This is a genomic window from Agrobacterium tumefaciens (genome assembly GCF_005221385.1).
In the GTDB taxonomy this organism is placed as follows: Bacteria; Pseudomonadota; Alphaproteobacteria; order Rhizobiales; family Rhizobiaceae; genus Agrobacterium; species Agrobacterium tomkonis.
Map to the genome: position 1 here is coordinate 95,792 of NZ_CP039904.1, position 24,809 is coordinate 120,600.

Genomic DNA, 24,809 nt, shown 5'->3' on the forward strand with positions numbered 1-24,809 from the left:
GCTCCTCTGCAGACAAACAGACCACGCCATGACACCACGTATCAAAAACATTGTAACGAAGCGGCCAGGCATTCTTAAAATCAACTGGACAGATGGCGGCCAATCAACGGTCGATCTCTCCGGATGGATAGCAAGCGGCGGAGAATTACTAACTCCACTTCTTTCAACGGATGTCTGGAAAACCGCAACGATTGCCGATTATGGAGCGAGCGTGGAATGGGATAGCCAGAACCTAGAAATAGATGCCTATCATCTCTATCAAATCGTCAAGCATCAGCGACTAGCTGAAAACTAGAACAATCTCGCCCGATAAGCATCAATTGCATCCATCAAGGCTTGTTGCTTCTTCCTTGCCGCCTCGGGCCGGCCGCTCACTAGCATGGCTGCGATCCAGTACCAGCCGAAAACCCATTGCGCAGCTAACACGACTACTAAAAGGATAGGGAGACCAGCAATCAGCAGAAAAACTTTTGCGATATCGTCGGAGTATGATTGCAGCAAAATATACGGCAATACGAACGGCATTGCCATCATAAACCACCAGAATGATACTACCGCCCATATCGGAAAGACTGCTATGAATGGCGTCCGTTGCGCCTTATTGAGCGACCAAAACTCGCTGAGATGACGATAATATGTCACTCGTTGCCATAATCCGCGCATTCATCTCTCCAGCCCCAATGCCTCCAAATTGACGAGATTTGCCTTGTTTTGCAATCGGACTTTACAAGCGCATCTGTCATTGCAGTTTGCGGCCGTTCAAAGGAATGATGTCATCACCCATATTCCGTAACCCGGACCTGCTCCGGGATCCAGGGTGAGCAAGCTTTTGATCGCGTGAGGCTTTTTTTGCTACACAGAAGCACTGGATGCGAGCTCAAGGCCGGCATGACGGAATAGTTTTTTTCCCCTTGCCGTCAACACGTTGATACAAGTGTCATATCCGCCGCCCATCCGCCCCGAACAGATGTGTCTTGGCCAGATCGAACGCAAAGGGAATGGTCTCGCCGATGCGGATCTGGCGCTGGCCGTCCAGCAACACGGTGGCCGGTTGGCCGTCCGGGGTATTGGTGTAAACCACCGTCGAGCCGCCGAGATGTTCCACGAGCTGGATGGAAGCCTCGCCGAGCGAGGATTGCGCCTGCGGGTTGACGTGTTCAGGGCGCACGCCAAAGGTCAGCGGTTCGCCTTCGCCGGCCGCAACCGGCTTTTCCAGCACGATGCGCTGCCCGGCCACCTCGATGGTGCGGTTGGAACTATCGCCTGAAATCACTTTGGCGGAGAGGAAGTTCATCTTCGGCGAGCCGATGAAACCGGCCACGAACTGGTTGGCCGGATTATTGTAAAGATCGAGCGGCCGGCCGACCTGCATGATGCGGCCGTCACGCAGCACGACGATCTTGTCGGCCATGGTCATGGCTTCCACCTGATCATGCGTCACATAGATCATGGTGCTGCCGAGCGTCTGGTGCAGCTTGGCGATTTCGACGCGCATCTGCACGCGCAGTTCGGCATCGAGGTTGGACAAAGGCTCGTCGAACAGGAAGATTTTCGGCTCGCGCACGATAGCCCGGCCAATGGCGACACGCTGGCGCTGGCCGCCCGAAAGCGCCTTCGGCTTGCGCTGCAACAACGGGCCGATCTGAAGGATATCGGCGGCCTTCTGCACCCGCGCCTCGACTTCCGGCTTCTTGTAACCCGCCGTTTCCAGCCCGAAGGCGAGGTTCTTGTAGACGCTCATATGCGGATAAAGGGCATAGGACTGGAAAACCATGGCGATGCCGCGCTTGGAGGCGGCTGTTTCGTTGACCCTTTCGCCATCGATGCGAAGATCACCCTCGGAGATTTCCTCCAGCCCGGCAATCATGCGCAAAAGCGTGGACTTTCCGCAGCCCGAGGGGCCGACAAAAACGGTGAACTCACCCGGCTCGATCTTCAGATCGATACCGTGAACGACCGGAAAAGCGCCGAACCGCTTGACGATTTTTTCCAGAGTAATGCTGCTTGCCATGCTGTTTCTCCCGACTGTCGCGCCGCGCCAAGGGCGGCCGCGACAGTGTTGATGGTCTTATAAAATGCGTTCCCGATCCGGGTTCCGTTCAGCGTTTCATTCCCGTCGTGGCGATGCCTTCGATCAGCAGCCGCTGGAAAAACAGGAAGAACAGGAAGACCGGCACCAGCGACAGGTTGGACATGGCGAAAAGCGAGGTCCAGTCCGAGCTGCCGGTGGAATCCACGAAGGATCTGAGGCCGAGCTGCACGGTGTAGGTGTTGATGTCGTTCAGATAGATCAGCGGACCGAAGAAATCGTCCCAGGTCCAGATGAAGGAAAAAATGGCGGCCGTGGCCAGCACCGGCAGCGATAGCGGCAGCATGATCTTCCAGTAGATGCGGAAGGGCGAGCAGCCGTCCATGACCGCCGCCTCGTCCAGTTCACGCGGGATACCGCGGAAGAACTGCACCATCAGGAAGATGAAGAAGGCGTCCGTCGCCAGATATTTCGGCACGATCAGCGGCAGCGATGTGTTCACCCAGCCCATTTCCAGAAACAGGATATATTGCGGGATGAGCACCACGTGATAGGGCAACATCAAGGTGCCGAGCATCAGCGCGAACCAGAAATTGCGCCCGCCGAACCGCAGCCGGGCAAAAGCAAAGGCCGTGAGCGAGCAGCCGACCACGTTTCCTATGGTGGCGAGCACGGAGATGAAGAAGGAGTTCCAGAAGAACTGCCCGAAACTCACCTGCAGCCCCGTCCAGCCGCGAATATATCCGCCGACATCGACCGCCGAGGGAATGAGCGAGGAAGAGCCGAACAGCTCATCCTGCGGCCGGAACGAACCTGATATCATCCACAGGATCGGATAGAGCATCGCGAAGGAGGCGATGATCAGCGCCGTGTGGAGCATCACCGATTTCAGCGGCGTGCGTTGCGGGCCTTGTCCCGGCCGGGGAGCGGTAACAGCATCAGTCATCGTAATGTACCCAGTATTTCGCGCTGAGGAACGAGAAGGCCGTGAACAGCGAGATGATGATCACCAAAATCCAGGCCAGCGCCGAGGCATAACCCATGCGGAAGAAACCAAAGGCTTCCTGATAGAGGTAGAGCGTGTAGAACAGTGTCGAGTTGATCGGCCCGCCGGTACCTTCGGAAATGATGAAGGCGGGCGTGAAGGCCTTGAAGGCGTCGATCGTCTGGATCACGGCGTTGAAGAAGATCACCGGGGTCAAAAGCGGCAGGGTAATGCGGAAGAACTGCCGCACCTTGCTTGCACCATCGATTTCGGCGGCTTCATACATATCCTGCGGGATTTGTCTCAGACCCGCGAGGAAGATGATCATCGGCGAACCGAACTGCCAGACCGACAGGATGACCAGCGTGTAGATCGAATAATCCGGATTGGAAATCCAGCTCGGCCCTTCATAACCGAAAGCCTGCCAGAGGATCATGTTGACGAGACCGTCAGAGGCGAAAAGCTGGCGCCAGAGCACGGCAATCGCAACGCTGGAACCCAGCAGCGACGGCAGGTAGAATATCGCCCGGTAAAGCGTCAAACCCTTGATGCCGCGATTGAAGGCAAGCGCCACGAGCAGCGCGAAGATCAGCTTCAGCGGCACTGACAGCAGCACATAGGTAAAAGTCACCTGCATGGCGGCTGCAAATTTCGGATCATCGGTGGCGATGCGCACATAATTTGCCGCCCCCACCCAGTCCGGCGACTGCAACAGGTCGTAATTGGTGAAAGACAGGTAAAGCGACGCGAGCGCCGGGCCCAGCGTGAGGCCGAAGAAGCCGATCAGCCAGGGCAGGAGAAACAGGTAGGCGTGAATATTGCGGTCGAACATCCGCCTCACGCTGCCCCGCTTCGGGAGAGCCGCGCCACGGCTCTCCCCCACAAGAGTTTCAGATCGAAATGCCATACGCCATCACTTCCGTTTGATAACGGTTTCAGATTCCTTGACGAGACGGTCACCGCCCTCTTCCGGCGAAATCTTGCCGAAGCCAACTTCTTCCGCCGTGCGTTTCAGGACGAAGGCGAACTCACCCGCACCCGGAGGTGGCGCCGGCGGCAGATCGCCGACGCCGGGGGTAATCTCGGCAATATATTCCACCATGCTCTTGCTGACCTCATCGAGCTTGGGGGTCAGCGCGTTGCGCATGGCTTCCGAGGCCGGAACGCCACGTTCGACGCCGAGAATATCGATGCCCTGCGGGTCGGCGACCAGGAAGTTGATGAACCCAACCGCCTGCTCGATGCCGGCGCTGCCATTGGCGACGCTTATGAGCATGGAAGGCTTCAGATAATGGCCGGAAGGGCCATCCTTCGTGCTCTTCGGATAGGAGCTGATGGCAAGCTTGGCCTTGTTGAGCTTCTGATACCCGACGAACTGGTTGGAATGGGCGAATGCGGTTGCCGCCTTGCCCGTCGTCAGCGGGTTGGTTTCGATATTGAGCTGGTCGAGCGCCTGCACATCGGCCGGCACACAGGCGCCGCTCTTGCGCAGATCCGCCCACAGGGTGAACCACTTGGTCGCATCCGTCGGATCGAAACCGATGCCGCCATCCTGTGTATAAAGCGATTTGCCGTTCTGCCGCAGCCAGTTTTCAAAGCTCGGCTCCACGCCGCTGGCATCGGCCGTGGCGTAATAACCGGGCTTCGGCTTGTTCTTGCTCAGCTTGGCGGCGTTTTCGGCAAACTCCTCCCAGGTCTGGCCGATAGACGGCGGTGTTGCGCCGGATTTTTCCCAGGCCGCCTGATCGAAGAAAACGGCACTGGAATTGACGCCGAGATTAATGCCGTAAAGCTTCCCGTCGACCCGACCGGAATCGATGTTCATCTTGCCGAAATCTTCGATCTTCAGGCCCTTGCCGATATATTCATCGAGGGGTGCCAGCGCGCCGCGACGGCCATATTCGAAGATGTAACGATAATCCATCTGGATCAGGTCGGGCGCATTGCGGCCAGCCACCTGCGTGGCAAGGCGCGGCCAGTAATCACTCCAGCCGGCAAATTCACCGGCAATGTCGAGATCGGGCTTGACCTGCTTATAGGCCGATATCGCCTTGTTGGTGCGATCGGCGCGTTCCTGCGACCCCCACCACAACATGCGAAGGCGCGCGGCCTGCGCCTGCGCCGACCCTCCTCCCAATGTTGCAAGCGACAGGGCCGCAAGCCCTGCTGAAAGCACACCTCTCCTGTGAAGCATCATGGGCATTGGCAACTCCTCCCTATTGACTGCCAATTGATGATGAACGTAAACGACACTTGCCGTTTTATAACTAATTGGTTACATGGGAACACTGATCGCAAACATTGTCAAGCGGGTGTTGAAATGGAAGAAACCACGAAAAACCATCAACCCGATCCGGCTCCGGAAAAAGCGCCTGCCCCCAAGCGCAAACGCGCCACCGCACAGGTCCGCAACCCGGAAAGAACCCGGGCCGCCATCCTTGAAGCCGCCCGCCGCGAGGTGGCCGCCAAGGGACTGGCAGGCGCAAGAATAGATGTCGTCGCCCGCCGCGCCGGCACCAACAAGCGCATGATCTACCATTATTTCGGTGACAAGGATGCGCTTTATCTCGCCGTTCTGGAAGACGCCTATCGCCATATTCGCCACACCGAACGGCGGCTCGATCTCACCCGCAAGCCCCCATCGGAAGGGTTGCGGGAACTTGCGCTTTTCACCTGGCATTATTTTCTCGACCACCCGGAATTCCTGAGCATCCTTGCCACCGAAAACCTCAATAAAGCCCGCTATCTCAAGCAATCTCCGACGATTGCCGCCATGCACTCGAATTTCATTTCCGAGCTTGAGGACGTGCTGCGGCGCGGCAGCGATACGGGCGAATTCCGCGACGGCCTCGATCCGATCGACGTCTATCTGACCATAGCGTCGCTCGGCGCGTTCTATTTGTCGAACCGGTTTACGCTGTCGACGATCTTTCAGCGCGACCTGACCGACCCTGCCGAGCTGGAACGCTGGGGCCAGCACATAGTTGATACCCTGCTTGCTGCAGTGCGGCCGATCTGAACCAGCGGAACCGGATTATCCTTTAACAACAGTGACGACGCGCCATTCGCATCCGCGAAGCGCGTCGTTTCCTTTTGCGACGCGGCACAAAGCCGTTATTCCGGCCGCCGCCACGGCATGTGATTTTCCTGCCAAAAACATCTTGACAGATCGCATCCTTCACGACCACAAATAACCAAATGGTTACAAATTGCCATGTTTGACGGAAGCGGCTTTCGGGAAAAGGTCGCCTTGGGAGGAAATTCATGAAACGTATCGGCGTCATCATGCACGGCATCACCGGCCGCATGGGTTACAACCAGCATCTCGTGCGCTCCGTTCTCGCTATTCGCGATCAGGGCGGCGTGCTGTTGAAGAACTGCGAAAGGGTCATGCTCGACCCCATTCTGGTCGGCCGCAATGGTGCGAAGATCGAGGAAATCGCCAGGAAGCACAATGTCGCCCGCTGGACGACCGATATCGATGCGGCGCTGGCAAACCCTGACGATACGCTGTTCTTCGATGCCGGCACGACGCAGATGCGCGGCAGCCTGCTGGAGAAAGCCATCAAGGCCGGCAGACACGTTTATTGCGAAAAGCCGATTTCCGACACGATGGAAGAGGCGCTGGCCATCGCCCGGCTCGCCGAAAGCGCCGGCATCAAGCACGGCGTGGTGCAGGACAAGTTGTTCCTGCCCGGCCTGCGCAAGCTGGCCATGCTGCGCGACAGTGGCTTTTTCGGCAAAATCCTGTCGGTGCGCGGCGAGTTCGGTTACTGGGTTTTCGAAGGCGACTGGCAGCCGGCGCAGCGCCCCTCATGGAACTACCGTCTGAAAGATGGCGGCGGCATCATTCTCGATATGCTCTGCCACTGGCGTTATGTGCTCGACAACCTGTTCGGTCCGGTGAAATCGGTAAGCTGCCTTGGCGCCACCCATATTCCGGAACGTTTCGATGAGCAGGGCAAAGCCTATAAGGCGGATGCGGATGATGCGGCCTATGCCACCTTCGAGCTTGAGGGCGGCGCCATCGCCCACATCAACTCCTCATGGGCCGTGCGCGTGCGCCGCGACGATCTCGTGACGTTCCAGGTGGACGGCACCCACGGCTCGGCAGTGGCGGGCCTGACCAAATGCTTTACCCAGCATCGTACCAACACGCCGAAACCGGTGTGGAACCCCGACCAGCCGCAGACCATCGATTTCTACAAAACCTGGCAGGAAGTGCCTGATAACGTCACCTACGACAACGGCTTCAAGGCGCAGTGGGAAATGTTCGTGCGCCATCTCGTCGACAACGACCCGTGGCCCTACGGCCTCATGGAAGGCGTCAAGGGCGTGCAGCTGGCGGAACTGGGGCTGAGATCGTGGAAGGAACGCCGCTGGCTCGACGTTCCCGCCATTTCCTGAGGAGGCTGACGTGAGCGAACTCAAGCTTCCGAAGGAAGACCGCAGCATCGAGGTCTACAGCCTATCAGGCACGCCGGTCGCGGTTGAAAAACGCAGTGCGGCGGATTTCAACCGCATCGCCTTCGCCGCCGCCCATGTGGTGGCCGATCCGCTTGCCGATAACGACCCGTGGCTTAACCCCGCCATCGACTGGGACGCCACCCTGCGCTTCCGCCATCGCCTGTGGGACCTCGGCCTCGGTGTCGCCGAGGCCATGGATACGGCACAGCGCGGCATGGGGCTGGCATGGCCGCAGGCGCAGGAACTGATTTCCCGTTCGCTGAAGGAAGCAGCCAGCCGCAAGGATGCGCTGATTGCCTGCGGTGTCGGCACGGACCATCTGAATGGCAGCGATTACGATCTAAACCAGATTATCGATTCTTACCTGGAACAGCTTGATTTTGTTCAGCGAGAAGGTGGGCGCGTAATCCTGATGGCAAGCCGCGCGCTGGCCGCCGCCGCCCGCTCGCCGGATGATTATCTCAAGGCCTATGCCAGAGTTTTATCCCATGCCGACGAGAAAGTGGTGATCCATTGGCTGGGCGAAATGTTCGATCCGGCGCTTGAGGGTTATTGGGGTTCTGCCGACCATATGCAGGCGATGGAAACCTGCCTTGCCATGATCGAGGAGAATGCCGACAAGATCGACGGCATCAAGATTTCGCTTCTTTCCAAGGAAAAGGAAATCGTCATGCGCCGCCGCCTGCCGGCAAGCGTGCGCATGTATACCGGTGACGACTTCAACTATGCGGAACTGATCGCCGGTGACGAAAAAGGTCACTCGGACGCACTGCTCGGCATTTTCGACGCCATTGCGCCGGCCGCCTCCAAGGCGCTCGCCAGCCTGAAGTGCGGCGCGGACAATGAATTCTTCGACATTCTGGAACCGACGGTGGCGCTTTCGCGCCATATCTTCAAGGCGCCGACCCGCTTCTACAAGACCGGCGTGGTGTTCCTCGCCTATCTCAACGGGTTGCAGGATCATTTCACCATGGTCGGCGGGCAGGAAAGCACCCGCTCCACGCAGCATTTCGCCGAACTTTTCCGGCTGGCGGACAAGGCCAATGTGCTGGCCGAACCGGATCTCGCCACACACCGCATGAAGGCATTCCTGGCCGTCAGAGGCATCGCGTGAGGCGAGACGTTGGAGCAAAGAAGGGGAGATACAAAGATGAGTCTTGAAGGCCTTTCCATCAATTTCGCCACCGTGCGCCAGGGCGGTGCTTTCGGTGCCATTGTTGATGCCTGCCTTGCGCATGGCATCACCGCCATTTCGCCTTGGCGCGAACAGGTGCACGGCGTCGGGCTTGCGGAAGCCGCCCGCATTGTCGAGCAGAACGGCCTGCGCCTTTCCGGCCATTGCCGCGGCGGCTTTTTCCCCGCCCCTGATGCGGAAGGCCGCCGCCGCGCCATCGAGGACAATAAACGCGCCGTCGATGAAGCCGCCGCCATGAAGGCCGATTGCCTCGTGCTGGTCGTGGGCGGCCTGCCCGCCGGCTCACGGGACCTCAAAGGCGCGCGACAGATGGTGGAAGACGGCATGGCCGAGCTTCTGCCCTATGCGCGGGACGCCGGCGTGCCACTGGCCATCGAACCGCTTCACCCCTTTTACGCCGCCGAGCGCGCCTGCTTCAACACACTGAAACAGTCGCTTGATCTCTGCGACCGGCTGGGGGAAGGCACCGGCGTTGCCATCGACGTCTACCACGTCTGGTGGGACCCGGAACTGGAGGAACAGGTGGCGCGTGCGGGCAGAAACGGGCAAATTCTCGCGCATCATATCTGCGACTGGCTGGTGCCCACCACCGATCCGCTCAATGACCGCGGCATGATGGGTGACGGCGTGATTGACCTGAAGGCATTTCGCGCCATGATCGAGGCCGCCGGCTTCCACGGCCCGCAGGAAGTGGAAATCTTTTCGCATCGCTGGCAGGCGCGGCCGATGGACGAGGTTCTCGCCACCGTGGTCGAGCGCTTCAAGACTGTTTGTTGAGATATCCGGGAGAGAGACAATGCCTGAAAGGGTGAAACGCAAACGTTATGCGCTGGTCGGAACCGGCAATCGCGGCACCACCATGTGGGGCCGCGAACTGCTGGCCGGCTGGAGCGACTATGTCGAGCTGGTCGGCATTTGCGACCTGAACCTGATGCGCGCCGAACGCGCCCGCACCATGATGGGATCGAGCGCACCGCTCTACGACGATTTCGACCGGATGATGCTGGAACAGCGCCCGGAACTGGTGATCGTCTGCACGCCTGACGACACGCATGACGACATCATCATCCGCGCGCTCGAAGGCGGGGCCGACGTCATCAGCGAAAAGCCCATGACCACCACCCCGGAAAAGATCGATCGCATTCGCGCGGCGGAGGCCAAAAGCGGCCGCCGGGTCGACGTTTCCTTCAACTATCGTTTCTCTCCCACCGCCGCGCGTATCAAGGAACTGATTGACGAAGGCGCCATCGGCACGGTCACGTCAGTCGATTTTCACTGGTATCTCGATAATCAGCACGGCGCGGATTATTTCCGCCGCTGGCACGCCTTTACCGAACATTCCGGCAGCCTGTTCGTGCACAAGGCCACCCACCATTTCGATCTGCTGAACTGGTATCTCGATTCCGACCCTGTGGAAGTGAAGGGTTTCGGACAGCTGCTGCATTATGGCAGGAACGGCCCGTTCCGCGGAACGCGCTGTCGCACCTGTCCGCACAAGGATGAGTGCGACTATTTCATGGATCTCGGCGCCGATCCCTTCCTTGACGCGCTTTACGAGGACCCTTCGACCGTGGACGGCTATATGCGTGACGCCTGCGTCTTCCGCGAGGAGATCGATATCCCGGATACGATGAGCGCCTCGATCCGTTATGCGAGCGGCGTGCAGGTTTCCTATTCGCTCAATACCTATATGCCGATCGAAGGTCATCATATCGCCTTCAACGGCCATAAGGGCCGCATTGAAATGCGCCAATATGAAAAGCAGCCCTGGACGGAGCCACCGGCGGACGAAATCCTGCTGGTGAAAAGCTTCGGCGGCGGGGTCGAGCACATCTGGGTGCCGCATGAGCCGGGCGGCCATTATGGCGGCGACAACCGCATGCGCGACATGATCTTCAAGCCGGGTTCGAACGACCGGCTGCGGCAGCGGGCCGGTTCGCGGGCCGGTGCGATGTCGGTTCTCTGTGGCGTGGCGGCGCTGAAGAGCGCCCGTGAGGGCGGCTCCGAAGCGGTGAAATCACTGCCGCTCTAGAGAATCTTCGGCGCGCGGCCCCTTCGATAGCGGGACGCGCGCTGCAACTGGCAAAAAGAACGGACGATATTCCGCAGATTACGCGCTTCTTCCTTACCGGTAAGATGATCACCGGGGGAAGAGAGAGTGAATTATGTCCAGTTTTGAATCCTTCGTTCCGCTTATCATCATCGGCGTCAGCCTCTTTGTTTTCTTCAAATGGGTTGGGCGCGACATGAACAGGGACGAGAAAAAACCGCGATCCCGCCGCTGACGGCTTGGCACCTGCCCACAGCCGGGCACAGCTGCGGAACCTCGCGCTTCTCCCGGCGTTTTCCCTGCAAAGGAGAACAAGCCATGACGCAGCAGAAAAAGCCGAAAACAGACGAAAAAGGCCCTTCCAAGGCCAGTGACATTCCGCCTGCCGGCCCACACGCCAAACCCTCCCTCACCGATTATGACAAGACGCCGGGCGCGGGCAGCCTGCCGGACAGCGACAACTCGAAGGATGTTTCGCCGGGCGCCGGTTGACACGTATTCCGTGCGGCGCGCGGCGGCAAAGCATCGGAGAAAATGTTTTAAAATAATTACTTACAAGAAATACTAAGATGAACGAACGTATTTTCCGCCGCGCCCTCGTTGCAAAATTGAAAATTCCGGCTATATTTGCCCAATCGACCATTGCTTGTGACCGACGCTCCAGCCTCCGTGCTCTCGTTGGATTTCCTCTCAAATAATCGATCCAATCCCGCAAGGTATCGCGGGAACCACAACGATTGCTACGAAAGGAAATCGTTATGAACACTGGTACTGTAAAGTGGTTCAACGCCACCAAGGGCTTCGGCTTCATTCAGCCTGACAACGGCGGCACGGACGTTTTCGTTCACATCTCCGCAGTTGAGCGCGCTGGTCTGCGTTCGCTGAATGACGGCCAGAAGGTCACCTACGACATCGTTCAGGACCGTCGCTCGGGCAAAAGCTCCGCCGACAATCTGCGCGCTGCCTGATTTTTCATTCGCGCCGCTGGCGTCAATACGACAGCGGAGCGGAATGATTCTGAGAGGTCGGGTTCAGCCCGGCCTTTTACTTTTTTTGGCCATGGGAGGCCCTCATGCGCAAAAATCTTTACCGCTCCGGCGATGCGATTGTCCTCAAGGCGGGCGTCCTTGGCAGCAATCAGCCCAGCGGGCCTGGCCGGATCATTATGGTTTTGCCGGAAACGCAGGGTTTGGTTCGTTTCAGGGTTCGTTTTCAGAACGAGAACTTCGAACGGAACATTGCATCCGATGAAATCGATACCGCTTCGTCCTCATCGAGAGGAATGGATGCGGAAAGTTTAGCACCCCGTGCTTCGGGATCCAGCTGGATCAACTCGAACACGATCAAAGTCAGAAAATAGCAGCAACGGCTGCTTTAAGGAGATATTTTGCAGGTCATCGTCAGAGATAACAATGTCGAGCAAGCGCTTCGCGTCTTGAAGAAGAGAATGCAGCGCGAAGGTATTTTCCGCGAAATGCGTGCTCGTGAAGCTTACGAAAAGCCGTCGGCAAAGCGCGTTCGTGAAGAAGCCGAAGCCGTACGCCGCCACCGCAAGCTGGCGAGAAAAAAGATGCAGCGCGAGGGACTGCTGCCGGCTCCTAAAAAGGCTGCCCGCACCCGCTAATTGCTAATCCTGCCTTCCCGCAAAGGAGAACGTCATGACCGAACCCAAAGAGGCTGTTTTCAAACCCGAAAAACTGTCCTCTCAGGATAAGGCATCGATGACGGACAAGGCGGCAAGACAGATTATCACTGCCGAATCCGACCAGCGTGCGCGCAAGACGGAACGGCTTCGCCAGCTTCGCGAAGCGCAGGAGGCGGCAACCGCCGCCACTCCGCACCCACCCGCCAAAAGGCCATCCGGTAAAAAATAGCGCTGCTGCGCATTTTGCCGCCGTCCACTCGAAAAACCTCTTGAACCTTATACGCAACAGGCGCACCTTTCGCCTGTCAGCAACCTGTCGAAGGGCGCTGGTGATTGAGGGCAGACAGCCCTTGCCCCAAACGAAAGGAGGACGTCATGTCTTCCGAGTTTTATTCACCAAGTCTTTCACGCAACCTCGTCCGCACCGGCGGCACGGGGTATCGGGAAAATGCGTCGCTGCGCCTGCTGCTGAACGCAGCTGAAGAAACGGCCATTCGCCAGGATCGCGACGCTTATTTTGCAGCCTTTCCGGATTTCGGCGTCCAGACCGACGTGTCGAAGAGAACCGTTCCAGCGGGCCGCATCCGCCTGTCCAAACCGACCCTGTCCTTCGGGAAACAGTCACTCACGGGACCTTGCCTGTCCTGACGGTGAAACCGCTTCCCGGCCCTGCCCGCCTTGAGCGACGATGCCCAGGCGTCACATCACATACTGCTTCAACACGAGGAGAACACCATGGCCAAGGGTCAATTGCGCAGCAACAAGGAAGTCCGCAAACCGAAGAAGGACAAGACCAAAGCCGCGGCGGCAGCACCGACCGGTTCGCAGGTCAAGTTCGCAAACGCCACGACGGCGGACGGCAAGAAGAAATAACAAGGAGGTCTCAGCTGGCCGCCGGCAAATTATAGAGGGTAAAACATCCTTTTAGCTGCCGGACTTGTTTTGGCCACATTGCCCACCTACATAGCTCATATGGCAACTGCTGGTGAGCGCGAATGAAATTGTCGTTCGCAGTTGTTTTTGTCGCTTTAGACTTTTGACCACGGATGTACTGGCACTGGTGTTGAAAGCGATATGAGGAAGGTCGGTGCAATATTGCCCCGGCCTTTTTTGTTGCCCGCAATACCGCAGATTACAAATATCTCCGAACGGGTCACCGGCATTCGAATTAACTTGCCTATCAGCCCCAAAGGGCGCACGATTCCCCATCGGTAATTTATGGGCGTTACCGCCGTCAGGCTGATATGCCGTCCCAAAGCCCCTCGTCCTGCGCATGTCGTTGACCGACAGGACCGTTTTGCAATTTTACACGACATGCACGGCAGCATCGTCCGGGACACCGGAAATGGTTTTCTTTGGAAGAGCCCGTCGTTTCAAAACGTTGAAGCGTCCTTTGCACAGCGTCCGGATGGACGCGTGACGCTCCGGCTTTGTGTACTCCACAGAAAGGAGGACGTCATGTCTTCCACATGCGACAATTGCATCATCTCATCAAGAGACCTGAAAATGCTTCAATCGGTGCTCGAAGGTCTCGGTTATGACCACCACCTCGTCGATGATGAGGCCCTTCTTTATAATAATGCGGCCCGCAAGGTGATCCAGCTGTTTCAGGACGGATTGACCGACCCTGCCGATCTTTCCGAGGAAATGCTTTTTCTGTTCGGCGTTCACAAGCATGAACGCGTGAAAGCCTGGAAGCCGCTGCCGCGTTACGCGATCCAGGGTTTGCCGCCGCTTTACCGGTGAGGAAAATGCTGTCTCGCACCTTGCAGGAAGAGCAACCTTCAAAATCACCGATGAAAATAACGGCTTGGCAAATGCTGTATATCAGGCAAGACTGAAATGGAGCGTCCTGCGTGCGTTCAAGCGCAACACGGGACGCTCCCCGTATGGAATTTGCAGCATCGGACATCGGGGAACCGCGACTGGCTTGCGGCGATGCCCGAGCGGGGTTTCATATCGGCAAGTTTTGCGTCTGCGTGGAGGGTGGAGTATGACGTATGACTGGAGCGGCCGCAGGATGCGGCGCATGCGAGCGGCGAAACTGACGATCATCAGCCTCGTCGCGGCTTTCGTGCTGACGGCTCCGATCTTTGCCCATTACTGACGCCGTAGAAATTTAGCCTTTGATCAAACCGTCCGGCTGATTTCGGGCGGCTTTTTTCAGACGGTTCTTCAGCCATTTTTGAACGGGCTGATCATAATTCACCGTCAGCCACCATGACAGGCAGGTCGTCCCGACCAGGAAAGCGATGCCGGCCGGCAACGCCATGTTTGTCCCATCGACCGCGGGCATCAGAAGCTCCGTCCAGGCCAGAAGCGGAATATGCAGAACATACACCGCATAGGACGCCGTGCCCAAAAACACCGACACCAGTGCCGTCCTGCGACCCGGAACCGTCTGGCTTGCGACGACCAAAAGCAGCGGCCAGATGAGCAGCACGACCATAAGATCGAAAAACGGTCGAAGCTCCCGCGTCATCGGCACGGCGAGGATGAAGCAGACCAGCAGAAGACAAAGAGCAGCCTGTACCGGCCGCAGCTGCGGCACGCGGTTACGGTAACGATAAATCAGCACGCCGACGAAAAACGAGAAAAATACCCGTCCCATGCCGGCATACATTTCATGCCAGCGAAAACCCGCATGCAGCCGGCCAAACTCAGCGGCGGCCACCATCAGCACAATGGCGCTGACGGCCAGCACCGCAGCCGTCTGTTTCGTCGTGGCCCGCACGCCCCAGCGGGCATAAAACGCATTCACCACCAGCTCATTGAACAGCGACCATGCCGGGCTGACGAGAAACAGCGCGCCGTTGAGGGTGAGCGTGAAGGGAGCGGGCAGAAAAAGAAGCCCCGTCACCAGAGCGAAAGCCAGCTCGCCGGGATCGATATGGCGATGGAGATCATCGATCGGCGTTGGCAGACCCAGCACATAAAGACAGATGAAATAGGCAGCCATCAGGGCCAGCCCCAACCCGTAAAGTGGATAAAGACGCGCAAAGCGCGCCTTCATGAAAAAACCGGGGGCAATCGACCCCTCGAGCAACTTCCTGCTATAGGCATGCGCCAGCACGAATCCGCTCAAGGCAAAGAACAGATCCACCGCAAGATAGCTCGACGCCGTGCTTTTTCCGAAAAGCTGCTCGGCGTGACGGTGAACGATGAAGAGGGCAGCCACACCCCTTATGCCGTCGAGCAATATGAAGCGTTCCGGGGACGATTGGACCATGGCATTGAGGCTCGGTGGGGCTGAACGATGTTATTCCACAAAAACGAGGTTTATCGCGCAACGGTTCATCGCTTCCAGTCACAAACTGTTTAACGCAGCATACATTGCGCAATATTATGAAACACGTCCCCTTGGCCGACACTCTTCCGCAGACGTTAAAGGCATGCTACGTCCGGATGTCATCGATGCTTTGCCCCTTTGACTTTGCGCATCACGCCCCGCGAAAACCGGCTTCGATTTTTGTGAGGGATGCTCTGGTGCAAATTCAGATCGGGCGGATCGGAGACAGGCAACTTTCGCGGAGTCCCATTATGTCCAGCATTGCAGACCGTATCAGAAAAATCATCGTGGACCAGCTTGGCGTAGATCCCGCCACGGTCGTCGATGACGCCAATTTTGCTGACGATCTCGGTGCTGATTCCCTCGAAGTCGTCCAGGTCGTCATGGAAATCGAAGAAGAATTCGGCGTGGAAATTCCCGATTCCGCCGCAAACACCATCCTGACCGTGGGTGACGCCATCCGCTTTATCGAAAAAAACAAGGCTTGATTTGAGGCTTGGTTTTAGGGCCTGCCCGGCAGCGGCTGGTCTACCCCGCCGCTAACAGCGCCGCAACGGGTCGAGTTTCGACGCAGGCGGCGCGGCCTGTGCCAGACCGTGATATTCACCAGAGCGACGTCTAAAAATACGGCCGGACGTCATCCTCCCGGCGTATCTTTCGCTGGGCGCAAAAGATATATGATAAAATTAGTCATGTTTATTGCCACGGGGTGATTTTTCACCTATGCAGCCCGGGATCGCTCAATCCTTCCGACCGGGAACCCGCCTCATGTGGAGCAAGCCCACGTCCCGCGCACTCATCGATGATGCCGTACAGCTCTATTATGAGGAACTGTGCAAGGCCATGAACCGGCGTGGACACACGACTGCCATTTCGCAGGAGATCGTTCACGATCTCTACGTGCGGCTGACCGGCAAACCCCGGCTCCCGGAAAATACCTCGCTCATCCGCGCCTTTCTGGTGCGCGCCTGCGCCAATCTCGGCATTGACCGGCGTCGCCGCGAACAGTTCGAGCGCAGGCTGTTTTCCGGCAGCATGGAAGAAGCGCTTGCCGCGCCACAGCCCGTCAATGATGCCGACAGCCTGGCCGACCGGGAACATCGCCTGAAAGTGCTGCGCCGCGCCGTCATGTCCATGTCGCTGCAGCGCCGGCAGGTCTTTCTTGCCAGCAGCATCGGAAACCTGAATTCGGTCGATATCGCCGCGCGAAGCGGCATCAGCAAGAACATGGTCGATCGTCATCTGCGCAAGGCCTATCTGCATTGCCTGGAATGCCTGGAGGAAACGCTGTGACGGGATTGGCAAAAAGCGCCTCGACGTTGCGCGAAGAGGCCGTCGACTGGTTCCTGCGGCGACGGGAAAGCCCGGACGACCCCATGCTCTCAGCGCATTTCGATGCCTGGATCGCCGGGGATGAACGACATGCAAAGGCCTATGAGCGTGTCCGATGTCTTATGGGCGACGCCGGCGCCCTTCTGGCGGGTGATCAGGCGTTTCTGGCAAAGGCAACGCGCAGGCGCGGCAGCGGCAAAGCCAAAGCGGCAGCGGCGGCCATTGCCGGCGTCTCGCTGCTTTCCGCCTTTTACCTCACCGACATGCCCATGCGTCTGCGTTCCGACCATATGTCCGGCACGGCGGAACGGCAGGTCGTCACCACTCCAGATGGCTCGACCATCACCCTGAACGCCCACTCCGCGATTGCACTCCGTTTCTCCAAAGAGGAGCGGCGCGTTGTGCTGCTGCGCGGGGAAATCTTCGTGGAAGTCGCTCCCGATGCGGCGAGGCCTTTTTCCGTCGAGGCGGCAGGCGGCGCGACCACCGCGCTCGGGACGGCCTTCGACGTCGATATGCGCAATGAAGCGACGAGCGTGACGGTGCTGGAACACAGCGTGCAGGTGGAAACGGGCGAGCAGGGCCAGAATGGCCGGGTTCATGAAAACCAGCGCGTCGATTATTCGCCCGACGGCCAGCTTGGCAGCATCGAAACGGTCGACCCCTCCTCCGTTGCCGCATGGCGCAACGGCCGCTTCATCTTCGAGGACAGGCCGCTTGCCGAAGTGGTGGAAGCCTTCGAGCGTTATCTGCCCGGCCGCATCGTCGTGACGCGGCCGAGCCTGCGGCAAAAGCGGCTGTCGGGCAATTTCGACCTTTCCAACCCAAATGCCGCTCTTGCGGATCTGGCCGCCGCGCTTGAAATCGGCGTCGTCAAAGCCGGCCCTTATCTGACGGTTCTTTATTGAGTGAAATTTCTTCGCCGGGGGTGTCCTTAAAAAACGGGCCCATTCGTTCGTGGAGCAGAACAATATCTGCCGCCCCGGAGAGGTGCCCGAAATGACCAGACCACAACCCGCTTTTCGCCACAGGACACGCGCCCGCGCATCGTTGTTTTCGCTTTTGCTTGCCAGCGCGGCGGTGGCGGCTATTCCCGCACAGGTCTCCGCACAGCAAACCCAGAAGGTTGCGATCAACCTGCCCGCCGGCAACATGGCGACCGCGCTCAATCGTCTCGCCAGCCAGTCCGGCCTGCAGATGGTCTATGACGCTTCTGTCGCCAGGGGTCTGAAAAGCGCTTCCGTATCTGGAACCATGACACCGGCCGAGGCGCTGGAGCGGCTGCTTTCGGGAACCGGCATTCGTTACCAGTTCATCGGCGAAAAAACCGTCCGTATGGAAATGGCCAACCGTTCCGCCACAGCCTCCGAGAGCGGTGAAAGCACCGTGCTTCAACCAATTACGCTCAAGGGCGGACGCGTCTTCAACGGCGATGCCCCAAGCGTGGTCGAGATCGATCAGGCCGCCATCGAGGCCGCACAGTCCAACTCCCTGCCGCAACTTCTTCAGAAAACGCCGGGCGTCAGCTCCAGCGGCGGCGTGCGCTCGCAAGGTCAATCCACGTCCATTCGCGGCTTTGCCCGGCAGTCCGATGTGCGGCTGCTGCTGGATGGCGCACCGAAGAATTTCGAGCGTTACGACCAGGGCACCGTCTTCATCGACCCGGAACTGCTCAAGCGCGTGGAAATCCAGAAAGGCGCGACATCCGTCCGCTACGGCAATGGCGGTTTCGGCGGCACCGTCATCATGGAAAGCAAGACAGCTTCCGACATGCTGAAGCCGGGCCAGAGCTTCGGCGCATGGGGCAAGACCAGCTTCCAGTCGGCCAACAAGCAGAAGCTCGGATCGGCGGCGATTTACGGCAAATCCGATTTCGGCGGCCCCGTGACCTATGACGGGCTTGCCTCGGTGATCTGGCGCAAGAGCGACAATATGCGCGTCGGCGGCGGTCAGGTCTATGACGCGTCCAACGACAAGATCACCTCTTTCTCCGCCAATGCCGGTGCTGCCTATGACGGCCATGAGCTGCGCGCTTCGGTCATTTACGGAAAATCTGGCGATTACGGCCCGCTTGCCGCCAATCGCGGCGATCTCGGTCTGACGGCCTACTCCATCAAGACCTATGGTTATGATCTGGCGCGGCTGAGGGCACTGGCCTGGCGTGACATGGAGGATTTTTCCTCAACGCTGAAATATTCCTATGACGGCGACAGCGACCTTGTGAATTTCAAGGCAATGGCGAGCTTTTCCGCCACCAGCCTCGATATGACCCGTCCGGCCATTCCGGGTTTCGTTCCGACAGGCTCGCTCGGCGGCATGCAGGACGACACGAAATATACCGACTTCAAGCTGGAGGCGGAAAACACGTCCAATTTCGAGCTCGGCGGCGTGTCCCACGTCGCCAATTACGGTGTGCAATATATGCGCCACGAGCGGGACTCGTGGATGTACGACATCGCCAACCGCACCAGCGCCCAATATAATTACGGTCGTTATGCCTCATGGATCAAACCGGAAGGCAAGCAGGAAACCATCGCCGCCTTCTTCCGCGACGAGATCAGCCTGACCGACACGTTCAAGGTGACGCCGGGCATCAGGTTCGACCATATCCGCTCGCAAGGCGTGCCCAATGCCGCGCCGCGCTACAACACGCCGGCCGCCGGTCACGATTATTCGGCCGTGTCCCACAGCGGCGCGACGCCGGCTCTCAGCATGCGCTGGGAAGCGGTGCCGGGCACCACCTTCTTTGCCGACTGGGCCTATGCCATGCGCGCGCCCGTCATCGACGAACTCTATTCAAGCCAGAGTCTCGCAACCACGGCGTCGGGAACCTCCCGTAACCTGAAGGTGGAGCGCAATAACAACTTCAATCTGGGTGTTTCCCAGCGTTTCGATGACGTGTTCCAGAACGGCGACAGCCTGACGGCCTCGATCGGCGGCTTTTATAACAACGTTACCAATCCCATCACCCGGCGGTTCGGCAGCGCCAACCTTGCCCGCGTCAAGAATGTGCCCTTCTACTGGAACACACCGTCCTACAAGATTTACGGCCTCGATTTCTCGGCAAGTTACGATTCCGACTACGTCTTCGGAAATCTCGGCCTCTCCTGGATGAACGGTTCCCGCAACGGCGCGATCAACGACGTCTATGGTCCCGATACCTATATGAACGACCTGTCGCCGCTGACCGCCAACCTTCAACTGGGTTACAAGCTGCCGGACTGGGATCTGGCGCTCAGCTGGAACGGGCAGTTCGTGGCCCATCAGGAGCGCACGCCCGTCAATCAGGGCACGGGCTCTTTTTATGCCCGGCCGGAAAGCCTTGGTTACGCCGTGCATGGCATCGCTCTCGACTGGACACCGAAGGAAGGCATGATGGCCGGGCTGGAAGTGCATGCCGCAGTCGAAAATCTGTTCGACAAATATTACTTCCCTTATCTCAGCGATGGCATCGCTGCCCAGCCGGGCCGCAATTTCAAGCTGTCGATCAGCCGCAAATTCTGATCCCCATAAGAGGCGGAAACCAAAGGGGCGGAAACCGTTTCCGCCCCCTCGCCCGTTTTTCAATCCACAAGCAGACTTTCGGCGTAGGCCATCATCAGCGGCCCGACGCCTTTGGCGTCATCGGAGACAACCGGCTCGGTCAGGTAATAGTCCGGGGAGCCGTCACGATAATTGCCCTCGAAGCCGCCAAGGCCGGCGACATGGACGATGCCGGCAAGGTGGACGACACCCTCCTCGTCAGCCTTGAGCCGCGTCTCCAGCAATGCATCAAGCGCGCGACGGCCAGCCGCGCGGGCAACATCCGCCTCTTTACCTGATAGAAGCCGCAGCCGGCTCGCCCGCAGCAACGCGTAAGCGAACATTGCCGAGGCGGAGGTCTCCTCGTAATTGCCGGCAAGGGCCGGATTATCGAGCACCTGCATCCACAAACCGTTTCGCGTCTGCCGTGCAACAAGTCCGGTCAGAAGCAGACGCGTCTTTTCCCGAAGCTCCGCCGTCCTGTCGTCATCCGGCAGGATGACCAGCGCATCCACCAGCGCCATCGCAAGCCAGCCCACCGCACGCGCCCAGATGGCCGGCGATTTGCCGCTTGCAGGATCGGCCCAGCGCTGGTCGCGGCTTTCATCATAACCATGGACGTAAAGCCCGCCGGCATCGGCCGTCAGCGCAAGCGCGGTTGCGAATTGCCGAAGCGCATCATCGATCAGTTCGGTGCGGCCAGTTGCCTGTGCATATTCGATCTGGAAAGGCAGCCCCATATAAAGCCCATCCAGCCAGACCTGATGCGGGTAACGCTTCTTGTGCCAATAATTGCCCGCCTTGATGCGCGGATGGCTGCGGAGCTGGCCTGCCAGATGTTCTGCGGCGGCCAGATAACGCGCCTCACCCGTTTTCGCCGCCAGCGGAAAGAGGACCCGCCCGGCAAGAACATGATCGATATTATATTCCTCCGGCGCGTAGCCGGCGAGCATTCCATCGGCCGATATCTGAGCATCAGCCAGACGATGAAGATGATCGCTCCAGCGCCGGTCCCCGCTCGCCTGAAACAGAAGCTGCAGCCCCCGATAGATACACCCATCCTCGTAACACCAGCTACCACCCTTGTAGTGCCGGTATCGTTTCGAGAATTGGTCAAAATAATCAGTGGCTTTCATAAGTTTTCTCAACAAATTTCCATGGCGCACCGGGCCGGCATACGAAAAACCTTTCACTCAGGAAGGGACGGTGAAGCATCCCCGCCCAATCGTCCCCGACCGAAATTATGCCGCAGCGAATGGTGGCAGCTTGAACAGGGCCTCAGGATTATCCACCAGTGCACGCTGGCGCGCAGCGTCATCCGGCAGCCAGCCAAGAACCAGTTCTGCAAGCCTTGCATCATCGGGATAGGCTGAGGTCTCCCTGATGGAGTTATGTGGCCAGTTGGTGCCCCAGACGATGCGTTCCGGCGCATGGGCCGCAATCACCCGCGAAAAGGCGGCGACGTCTTCATAGGGCCAGCTCTCACGCGAACTTTCGTAAACGCCGGCAAACTTGAACCAGAGATTGCCGCGATCGATGAGTTTTAGAAGTGCTGCCATTTCCGGGCCATCAGTTTTGATGCCCTTGAAGAACTTGCCATGGTGATCGAACACCCAGCGCGAGCGGATTTTCTGAAGGCGCGACAGGTGATCGAGCAGCGTATTGCCATCAAACTGCACCGCCACCATCCAGTCTGCGGCGTGCGCCCGCTCATCCACCACTTCCAGTTCGGACAGGTTCACCGCACCACCCGGCAGGTCCATGATACGCGCCCCGACGGTACCGGCAGCGGTGAGGATTTCCATGTCCTTTTCGGTGGTGCTCGCATCAATGATGACAACCGCGCGGGCCGCCTCGCCGATTTCAGCAACGCAGGCAAGCGTATTGGCATTGTCACGCTGATGGGCATTACCCTGGGTGATGATGACCCGGTCGATGCCGAGCCATTGCATCAGCTTGCGATAGTCGGCGGGACCGGGAAGCGAGCCCGGCGGCAGGCCCGGCCCGCCCGGCAAGGCGGGGTAGCCGGGCAGATAGAGATGCATCTGCGTATCGACGGCGCCCTTCGGAAAAGCAGGCTTCGGCGCTTCACCCGTCAGCTGGCGTTCAAGCTCACTCATGCGTCCGGCATCCTGAATTCGGTGAGGGCATCACGGTTGATTTCTATGCCGAGACCCGGACCATCGGGAATGGCGACTACACCATTGATCGCCTCGATCGGCTTGCTCAGAACCGCCTGCCGGAACGGATTATAGGTGCGGTCGAATTCCATGATCGGCTCTATCGGATTGACGCGAACCGGATCGGGCGTCATCGCCGCCATGAATTGCAGCGCGGCGGCGATCTGCACACCGGTGCCCCAGACATGCGGCACGATACGCACGCCATGCAGCGTGGCGAGCGTGGCGATCTTCTGCGTTTCGGAAAAACCGCCGCAGCCGCAGAGATCGGGCTGGAGAATATCCACGGCACCGGCGGAAAGCGCCTGCCACATGCCATAACGCCCATGCCAGGTCTCACCGCCCGCAACCGGGATCGGCTGACCGGCCCGCACCCGCTGATAGGCATCCAGCTGTTCGGGAACAACAGGCTCTTCGAACCAGTCGATGCCATATTCGGCAGCGCGGTTGCCGAGCATTATGGCTTCGGTGACGGTATAACCGTGATTGGCGTCGATCATCAGCCGCATATCCGGCCCGATCGCATCGCGCACGGCGGCGATGACCCGGAGGTCTTCTTCGATGCCGAAACCGATCTTGATCTTGCAGGCATGAAAGCCTTCCGCCCGCCGCTCCGCCATCTCCGAGGCATTGTCGGAAACGCGGTCGACACCATCACGCTTGAAGCTGCCGGTGGCATAGGCGCGCACGCTTTCGCGCCAGCGCCCGCCAAGCAGCATGGAGATGGAGGTACCGTAATGCTTGCCCTTGATATCCCAGAGCGCGATATCGATGCCGGAAAGCGCCGTGAGGCTGAGGCCGCGCTGGCCCTGATCGCGCAGGGCATTATAAAGCACGGCCCAGAGCTTCTCATTCTCACGCGGGTCCTGGCCGATGAGCCAGCCGGCGTAAGCCTGAACCACGGCGGCGTTCGGTCTGGCCGGGCCGAGGCATTCGCCCCAGCCGACCGTTCCGTCATCGCATTCGATCTCCACCAGAATATGGGCGCGGCGGTCGAAGCGCATGGAAGCGCTTTCAAACGGCGTGTCCAGCCGGTGTTCGAGCAGATGCGTGCGCACCGCAGTGATTTTCATGGCTCGCCTCCCGTTATGCCGTAATCAGGCCCCCGTGTGATCAGGCTTTACGCTTGTGCGTGCCGATCAGGGCTTCGAGCATGCCGATTTCCTCATTGGTCAGGTCCTTCAGCGGCGCACGCACCGGACCGGCATTGAAGCCCTGCAGGCGAACACCAGCCTTGACGGCGGAGACGGCATAACCCTTGGCGCGGTTGCGGATGGCCATGAACGGATAGAAGAAATCCGTGAGGATACGTTCGCAGGTGGCGCGTTCGCCGGCACGCAGCGCCGCATAGAACTCATTGGCAAGGCCGGGTACGAAGTTGAAGACCGCCGAGGAATAGGTGGTGAAACCGGCGCCGAGATAGGCTTCGGCAAACAGTTCCGCCGTCGGCATGCCGCCGAGATACATCAGGCGGTCGCCCATCTTGGCGGTGATCTGGCGCACGAGGCCGATATCGCCGGTGCCATCCTTGAAACCGACAAGGTTCGGGCACTCGTCGCAAAGACGCGCCAGCGTATCGGCCTGCAGCACAGAATTGTCGCGGTTATAAACCATGACGCCGATGCCCACCGACTGACAAACCTTCTTGATATGGGCATAGAGCCCTTCCTGCGGCGCATCGATGAGATAATGCGGCAGAAGCAGAATGCCATCGGCACCGACCTTTTCCACCGAGCGGGCAATGTCGACTGCGATCTCGGTGCCGTAACCGCAGCCCGAAACGATGGCGGTTTCGCCGGCCACTTCCTTGGCGGCGGAAACGATGGTGGGGATTTCATCCGGCTTCAGCGAGAAGAATTCGCCCGTGCCGCCGGCGGCAAACAGCACCGGGGCTTTATAACCGGCGAGCCATTCGACATGCGCCCTGTAGCTATCGGCCGCAAAACGACCCTCGGCATCAAAATGGGTGACCGGGAAGGACAAAAGACCGGAGCCGAGCGCCGTCTTGATTTGTTCAGGGTTCATCATCGAAATTCCTCTGCAAGTTCACTGACTGAAAGCCACCTAAGCCGCTTGCCGCATCTTTGTCAACAACTCATCATACATCTTGTATGA

Annotated in this window: 28 protein-coding genes; 18 read left to right on the forward strand and 10 right to left on the reverse strand. The window is 58.8% G+C overall.

What is annotated here, in order from left to right:
- Nucleotides 1-28 precede the first annotated feature (28 nt).
- Nucleotides 29-295, forward strand: a complete 267-nt coding sequence (locus tag CFBP6623_RS15655) for a hypothetical protein (RefSeq protein ID WP_137002550.1) — start codon at nucleotides 29-31, stop codon at nucleotides 293-295.
- Here CFBP6623_RS15655 and CFBP6623_RS15660 read toward each other — a convergent pair.
- The 5 genes from CFBP6623_RS15660 to CFBP6623_RS15680 form a co-directional block, all read right to left on the reverse strand.
- Nucleotides 292-663, reverse strand: a complete 372-nt coding sequence (locus CFBP6623_RS15660; RefSeq protein ID WP_046800422.1) for a hypothetical protein — start codon at nucleotides 661-663, stop codon at nucleotides 292-294. The two genes, CFBP6623_RS15655 and CFBP6623_RS15660, sit on opposite strands and share 4 nt — an antisense overlap.
- 274 nt (nucleotides 664-937) lie before the next feature.
- Nucleotides 938-2,011 (reverse strand): ABC transporter ATP-binding protein, encoded by a 1,074-nt coding sequence (locus CFBP6623_RS15665; protein ID WP_046800421.1) that lies wholly within the window; start codon nucleotides 2,009-2,011, stop codon nucleotides 938-940.
- A gap of 88 nt (nucleotides 2,012-2,099) precedes the next feature.
- Nucleotides 2,100-2,975: a carbohydrate ABC transporter permease gene (locus CFBP6623_RS15670; RefSeq protein ID WP_046800420.1), complete on the reverse strand. Its 876-nt coding sequence runs from the start codon at nucleotides 2,973-2,975 to the stop codon at nucleotides 2,100-2,102.
- Nucleotides 2,968-3,846: a carbohydrate ABC transporter permease gene (locus tag CFBP6623_RS15675; RefSeq protein WP_225245840.1), complete on the reverse strand. Its 879-nt coding sequence runs from the start codon at nucleotides 3,844-3,846 to the stop codon at nucleotides 2,968-2,970. Before CFBP6623_RS15675 ends, CFBP6623_RS15670 begins: the two co-directional genes overlap by 8 nt.
- Before the next feature lie 81 nt (nucleotides 3,847-3,927).
- A complete protein-coding gene (locus CFBP6623_RS15680; protein WP_046800418.1) occupies nucleotides 3,928-5,217 on the reverse strand; it encodes an ABC transporter substrate-binding protein in 1,290 nt (429 codons plus the stop codon).
- 117 nt (nucleotides 5,218-5,334) lie between these two features.
- Between CFBP6623_RS15680 and CFBP6623_RS15685 the strand changes: the two genes are divergently transcribed.
- The 13 genes from CFBP6623_RS15685 (at nucleotide 5,335) to CFBP6623_RS15735 (ending at nucleotide 14,117) form a co-directional block, all read left to right on the forward strand.
- Complete coding sequence (locus CFBP6623_RS15685) at nucleotides 5,335-6,033, forward strand: TetR/AcrR family transcriptional regulator (RefSeq protein ID WP_046800417.1); 699 nt, start codon at nucleotides 5,335-5,337, stop codon at nucleotides 6,031-6,033.
- A gap of 245 nt (nucleotides 6,034-6,278) precedes the next feature.
- Nucleotides 6,279-7,421 carry a Gfo/Idh/MocA family protein gene (locus tag CFBP6623_RS15690; RefSeq protein ID WP_167379177.1) on the forward strand — a complete coding sequence of 381 codons (1,143 nt, stop codon included), beginning with the start codon at nucleotides 6,279-6,281 and terminating at the stop codon, nucleotides 7,419-7,421.
- Nucleotides 7,422-7,431: 10 nt separating this feature from the next.
- Complete coding sequence (locus CFBP6623_RS15695; RefSeq protein ID WP_046800415.1) at nucleotides 7,432-8,595, forward strand: dihydrodipicolinate synthase family protein; 1,164 nt, start codon at nucleotides 7,432-7,434, stop codon at nucleotides 8,593-8,595.
- 36 nt (nucleotides 8,596-8,631) lie between these two features.
- Nucleotides 8,632-9,453, forward strand: a complete 822-nt coding sequence (locus tag CFBP6623_RS15700) for a sugar phosphate isomerase/epimerase family protein (RefSeq protein ID WP_046800414.1) — start codon at nucleotides 8,632-8,634, stop codon at nucleotides 9,451-9,453.
- Nucleotides 9,454-9,472: 19 nt separating this feature from the next.
- Nucleotides 9,473-10,708 (forward strand): Gfo/Idh/MocA family protein, encoded by a 1,236-nt coding sequence (locus CFBP6623_RS15705; protein WP_046800413.1) that lies wholly within the window; start codon nucleotides 9,473-9,475, stop codon nucleotides 10,706-10,708.
- A 336-nt stretch (nucleotides 10,709-11,044) separates the two neighbouring features.
- The gene (locus CFBP6623_RS26845; RefSeq protein ID WP_167379178.1) at nucleotides 11,045-11,218 is read left to right on the forward strand and encodes a hypothetical protein; all 174 of its coding nucleotides are present in this window, start codon (nucleotides 11,045-11,047) and stop codon (nucleotides 11,216-11,218) included.
- 266 nt (nucleotides 11,219-11,484) lie between these two features.
- On the forward strand, nucleotides 11,485-11,694 hold the full coding sequence (locus CFBP6623_RS15710; protein ID WP_046800412.1) for a cold-shock protein: 210 nt from the start codon (nucleotides 11,485-11,487) through the stop codon (nucleotides 11,692-11,694).
- Nucleotides 11,695-11,798: 104 nt separating this feature from the next.
- Nucleotides 11,799-12,086, forward strand: coding sequence for a hypothetical protein (locus CFBP6623_RS15715; protein ID WP_046800411.1), 288 nt, complete (start codon nucleotides 11,799-11,801; stop codon nucleotides 12,084-12,086).
- Between the two features lie 27 nt (nucleotides 12,087-12,113).
- Nucleotides 12,114-12,350, forward strand: a complete 237-nt coding sequence (gene rpsU / locus CFBP6623_RS15720) for a 30S ribosomal protein S21 (RefSeq protein ID WP_046800410.1) — start codon at nucleotides 12,114-12,116, stop codon at nucleotides 12,348-12,350.
- Nucleotides 12,351-12,384: 34 nt separating this feature from the next.
- A complete protein-coding gene (locus CFBP6623_RS15725) occupies nucleotides 12,385-12,600 on the forward strand; it encodes a hypothetical protein (protein WP_046800409.1) in 216 nt (71 codons plus the stop codon).
- A gap of 146 nt (nucleotides 12,601-12,746) precedes the next feature.
- Nucleotides 12,747-13,019 carry a hypothetical protein gene (locus tag CFBP6623_RS15730; protein WP_046800408.1) on the forward strand — a complete coding sequence of 91 codons (273 nt, stop codon included), beginning with the start codon at nucleotides 12,747-12,749 and terminating at the stop codon, nucleotides 13,017-13,019.
- A gap of 87 nt (nucleotides 13,020-13,106) precedes the next feature.
- Nucleotides 13,107-13,244: a hypothetical protein gene (locus CFBP6623_RS26850; protein ID WP_167379179.1), complete on the forward strand. Its 138-nt coding sequence runs from the start codon at nucleotides 13,107-13,109 to the stop codon at nucleotides 13,242-13,244.
- Nucleotides 13,245-13,829: 585 nt separating this feature from the next.
- Nucleotides 13,830-14,117, forward strand: a complete 288-nt coding sequence (locus CFBP6623_RS15735; RefSeq protein ID WP_046800407.1) for a hypothetical protein — start codon at nucleotides 13,830-13,832, stop codon at nucleotides 14,115-14,117.
- Nucleotides 14,118-14,490: 373 nt separating this feature from the next.
- Here the strand turns inward: CFBP6623_RS15735 and CFBP6623_RS15740 are convergent, their stop codons facing one another.
- Nucleotides 14,491-15,600 carry an acyltransferase family protein gene (locus CFBP6623_RS15740; protein ID WP_046800406.1) on the reverse strand — a complete coding sequence of 370 codons (1,110 nt, stop codon included), beginning with the start codon at nucleotides 15,598-15,600 and terminating at the stop codon, nucleotides 14,491-14,493.
- Between the two features lie 311 nt (nucleotides 15,601-15,911).
- Here CFBP6623_RS15740 and CFBP6623_RS15745 point away from each other — a divergent pair, with 311 nt between their 5' ends.
- The 4 genes from CFBP6623_RS15745 (at nucleotide 15,912) to CFBP6623_RS15760 (ending at nucleotide 20,496) form a co-directional block, all read left to right on the forward strand.
- On the forward strand, nucleotides 15,912-16,148 hold the full coding sequence (locus CFBP6623_RS15745; protein WP_046800405.1) for an acyl carrier protein: 237 nt from the start codon (nucleotides 15,912-15,914) through the stop codon (nucleotides 16,146-16,148).
- A 280-nt stretch (nucleotides 16,149-16,428) separates the two neighbouring features.
- Nucleotides 16,429-16,953 carry an RNA polymerase sigma factor gene (locus tag CFBP6623_RS15750; RefSeq protein ID WP_046800404.1) on the forward strand — a complete coding sequence of 175 codons (525 nt, stop codon included), beginning with the start codon at nucleotides 16,429-16,431 and terminating at the stop codon, nucleotides 16,951-16,953.
- The gene (locus tag CFBP6623_RS15755; RefSeq protein ID WP_052760244.1) at nucleotides 16,950-17,900 is read left to right on the forward strand and encodes a FecR family protein; all 951 of its coding nucleotides are present in this window, start codon (nucleotides 16,950-16,952) and stop codon (nucleotides 17,898-17,900) included. Before CFBP6623_RS15750 ends, CFBP6623_RS15755 begins: the two co-directional genes overlap by 4 nt.
- A gap of 91 nt (nucleotides 17,901-17,991) precedes the next feature.
- Nucleotides 17,992-20,496 (forward strand): TonB-dependent receptor, encoded by a 2,505-nt coding sequence (locus tag CFBP6623_RS15760; protein ID WP_232370441.1) that lies wholly within the window; start codon nucleotides 17,992-17,994, stop codon nucleotides 20,494-20,496.
- A gap of 59 nt (nucleotides 20,497-20,555) precedes the next feature.
- Here CFBP6623_RS15760 and CFBP6623_RS15765 read toward each other — a convergent pair whose 3' ends face one another.
- From CFBP6623_RS15765 to kdgD, 4 genes are all read right to left on the reverse strand, one after another.
- On the reverse strand, nucleotides 20,556-21,650 hold the full coding sequence (locus tag CFBP6623_RS15765) for a glycoside hydrolase family 88/105 protein (RefSeq protein WP_046800403.1): 1,095 nt from the start codon (nucleotides 21,648-21,650) through the stop codon (nucleotides 20,556-20,558).
- Between the two features lie 105 nt (nucleotides 21,651-21,755).
- On the reverse strand, nucleotides 21,756-22,634 hold the full coding sequence (locus CFBP6623_RS15770) for an amidohydrolase family protein (protein ID WP_046800402.1): 879 nt from the start codon (nucleotides 22,632-22,634) through the stop codon (nucleotides 21,756-21,758).
- Nucleotides 22,631-23,767 (reverse strand): D-galactarolactone cycloisomerase, encoded by a 1,137-nt coding sequence (locus CFBP6623_RS15775; protein ID WP_046800401.1) that lies wholly within the window; start codon nucleotides 23,765-23,767, stop codon nucleotides 22,631-22,633. Before CFBP6623_RS15775 ends, CFBP6623_RS15770 begins: the two co-directional genes overlap by 4 nt.
- Nucleotides 23,768-23,807: 40 nt before the next feature.
- Nucleotides 23,808-24,719, reverse strand: a complete 912-nt coding sequence (gene kdgD, locus CFBP6623_RS15780; RefSeq protein ID WP_046800501.1) for a 5-dehydro-4-deoxyglucarate dehydratase — start codon at nucleotides 24,717-24,719, stop codon at nucleotides 23,808-23,810.
- Nucleotides 24,720-24,809: the final 90 nt, after the last annotated feature.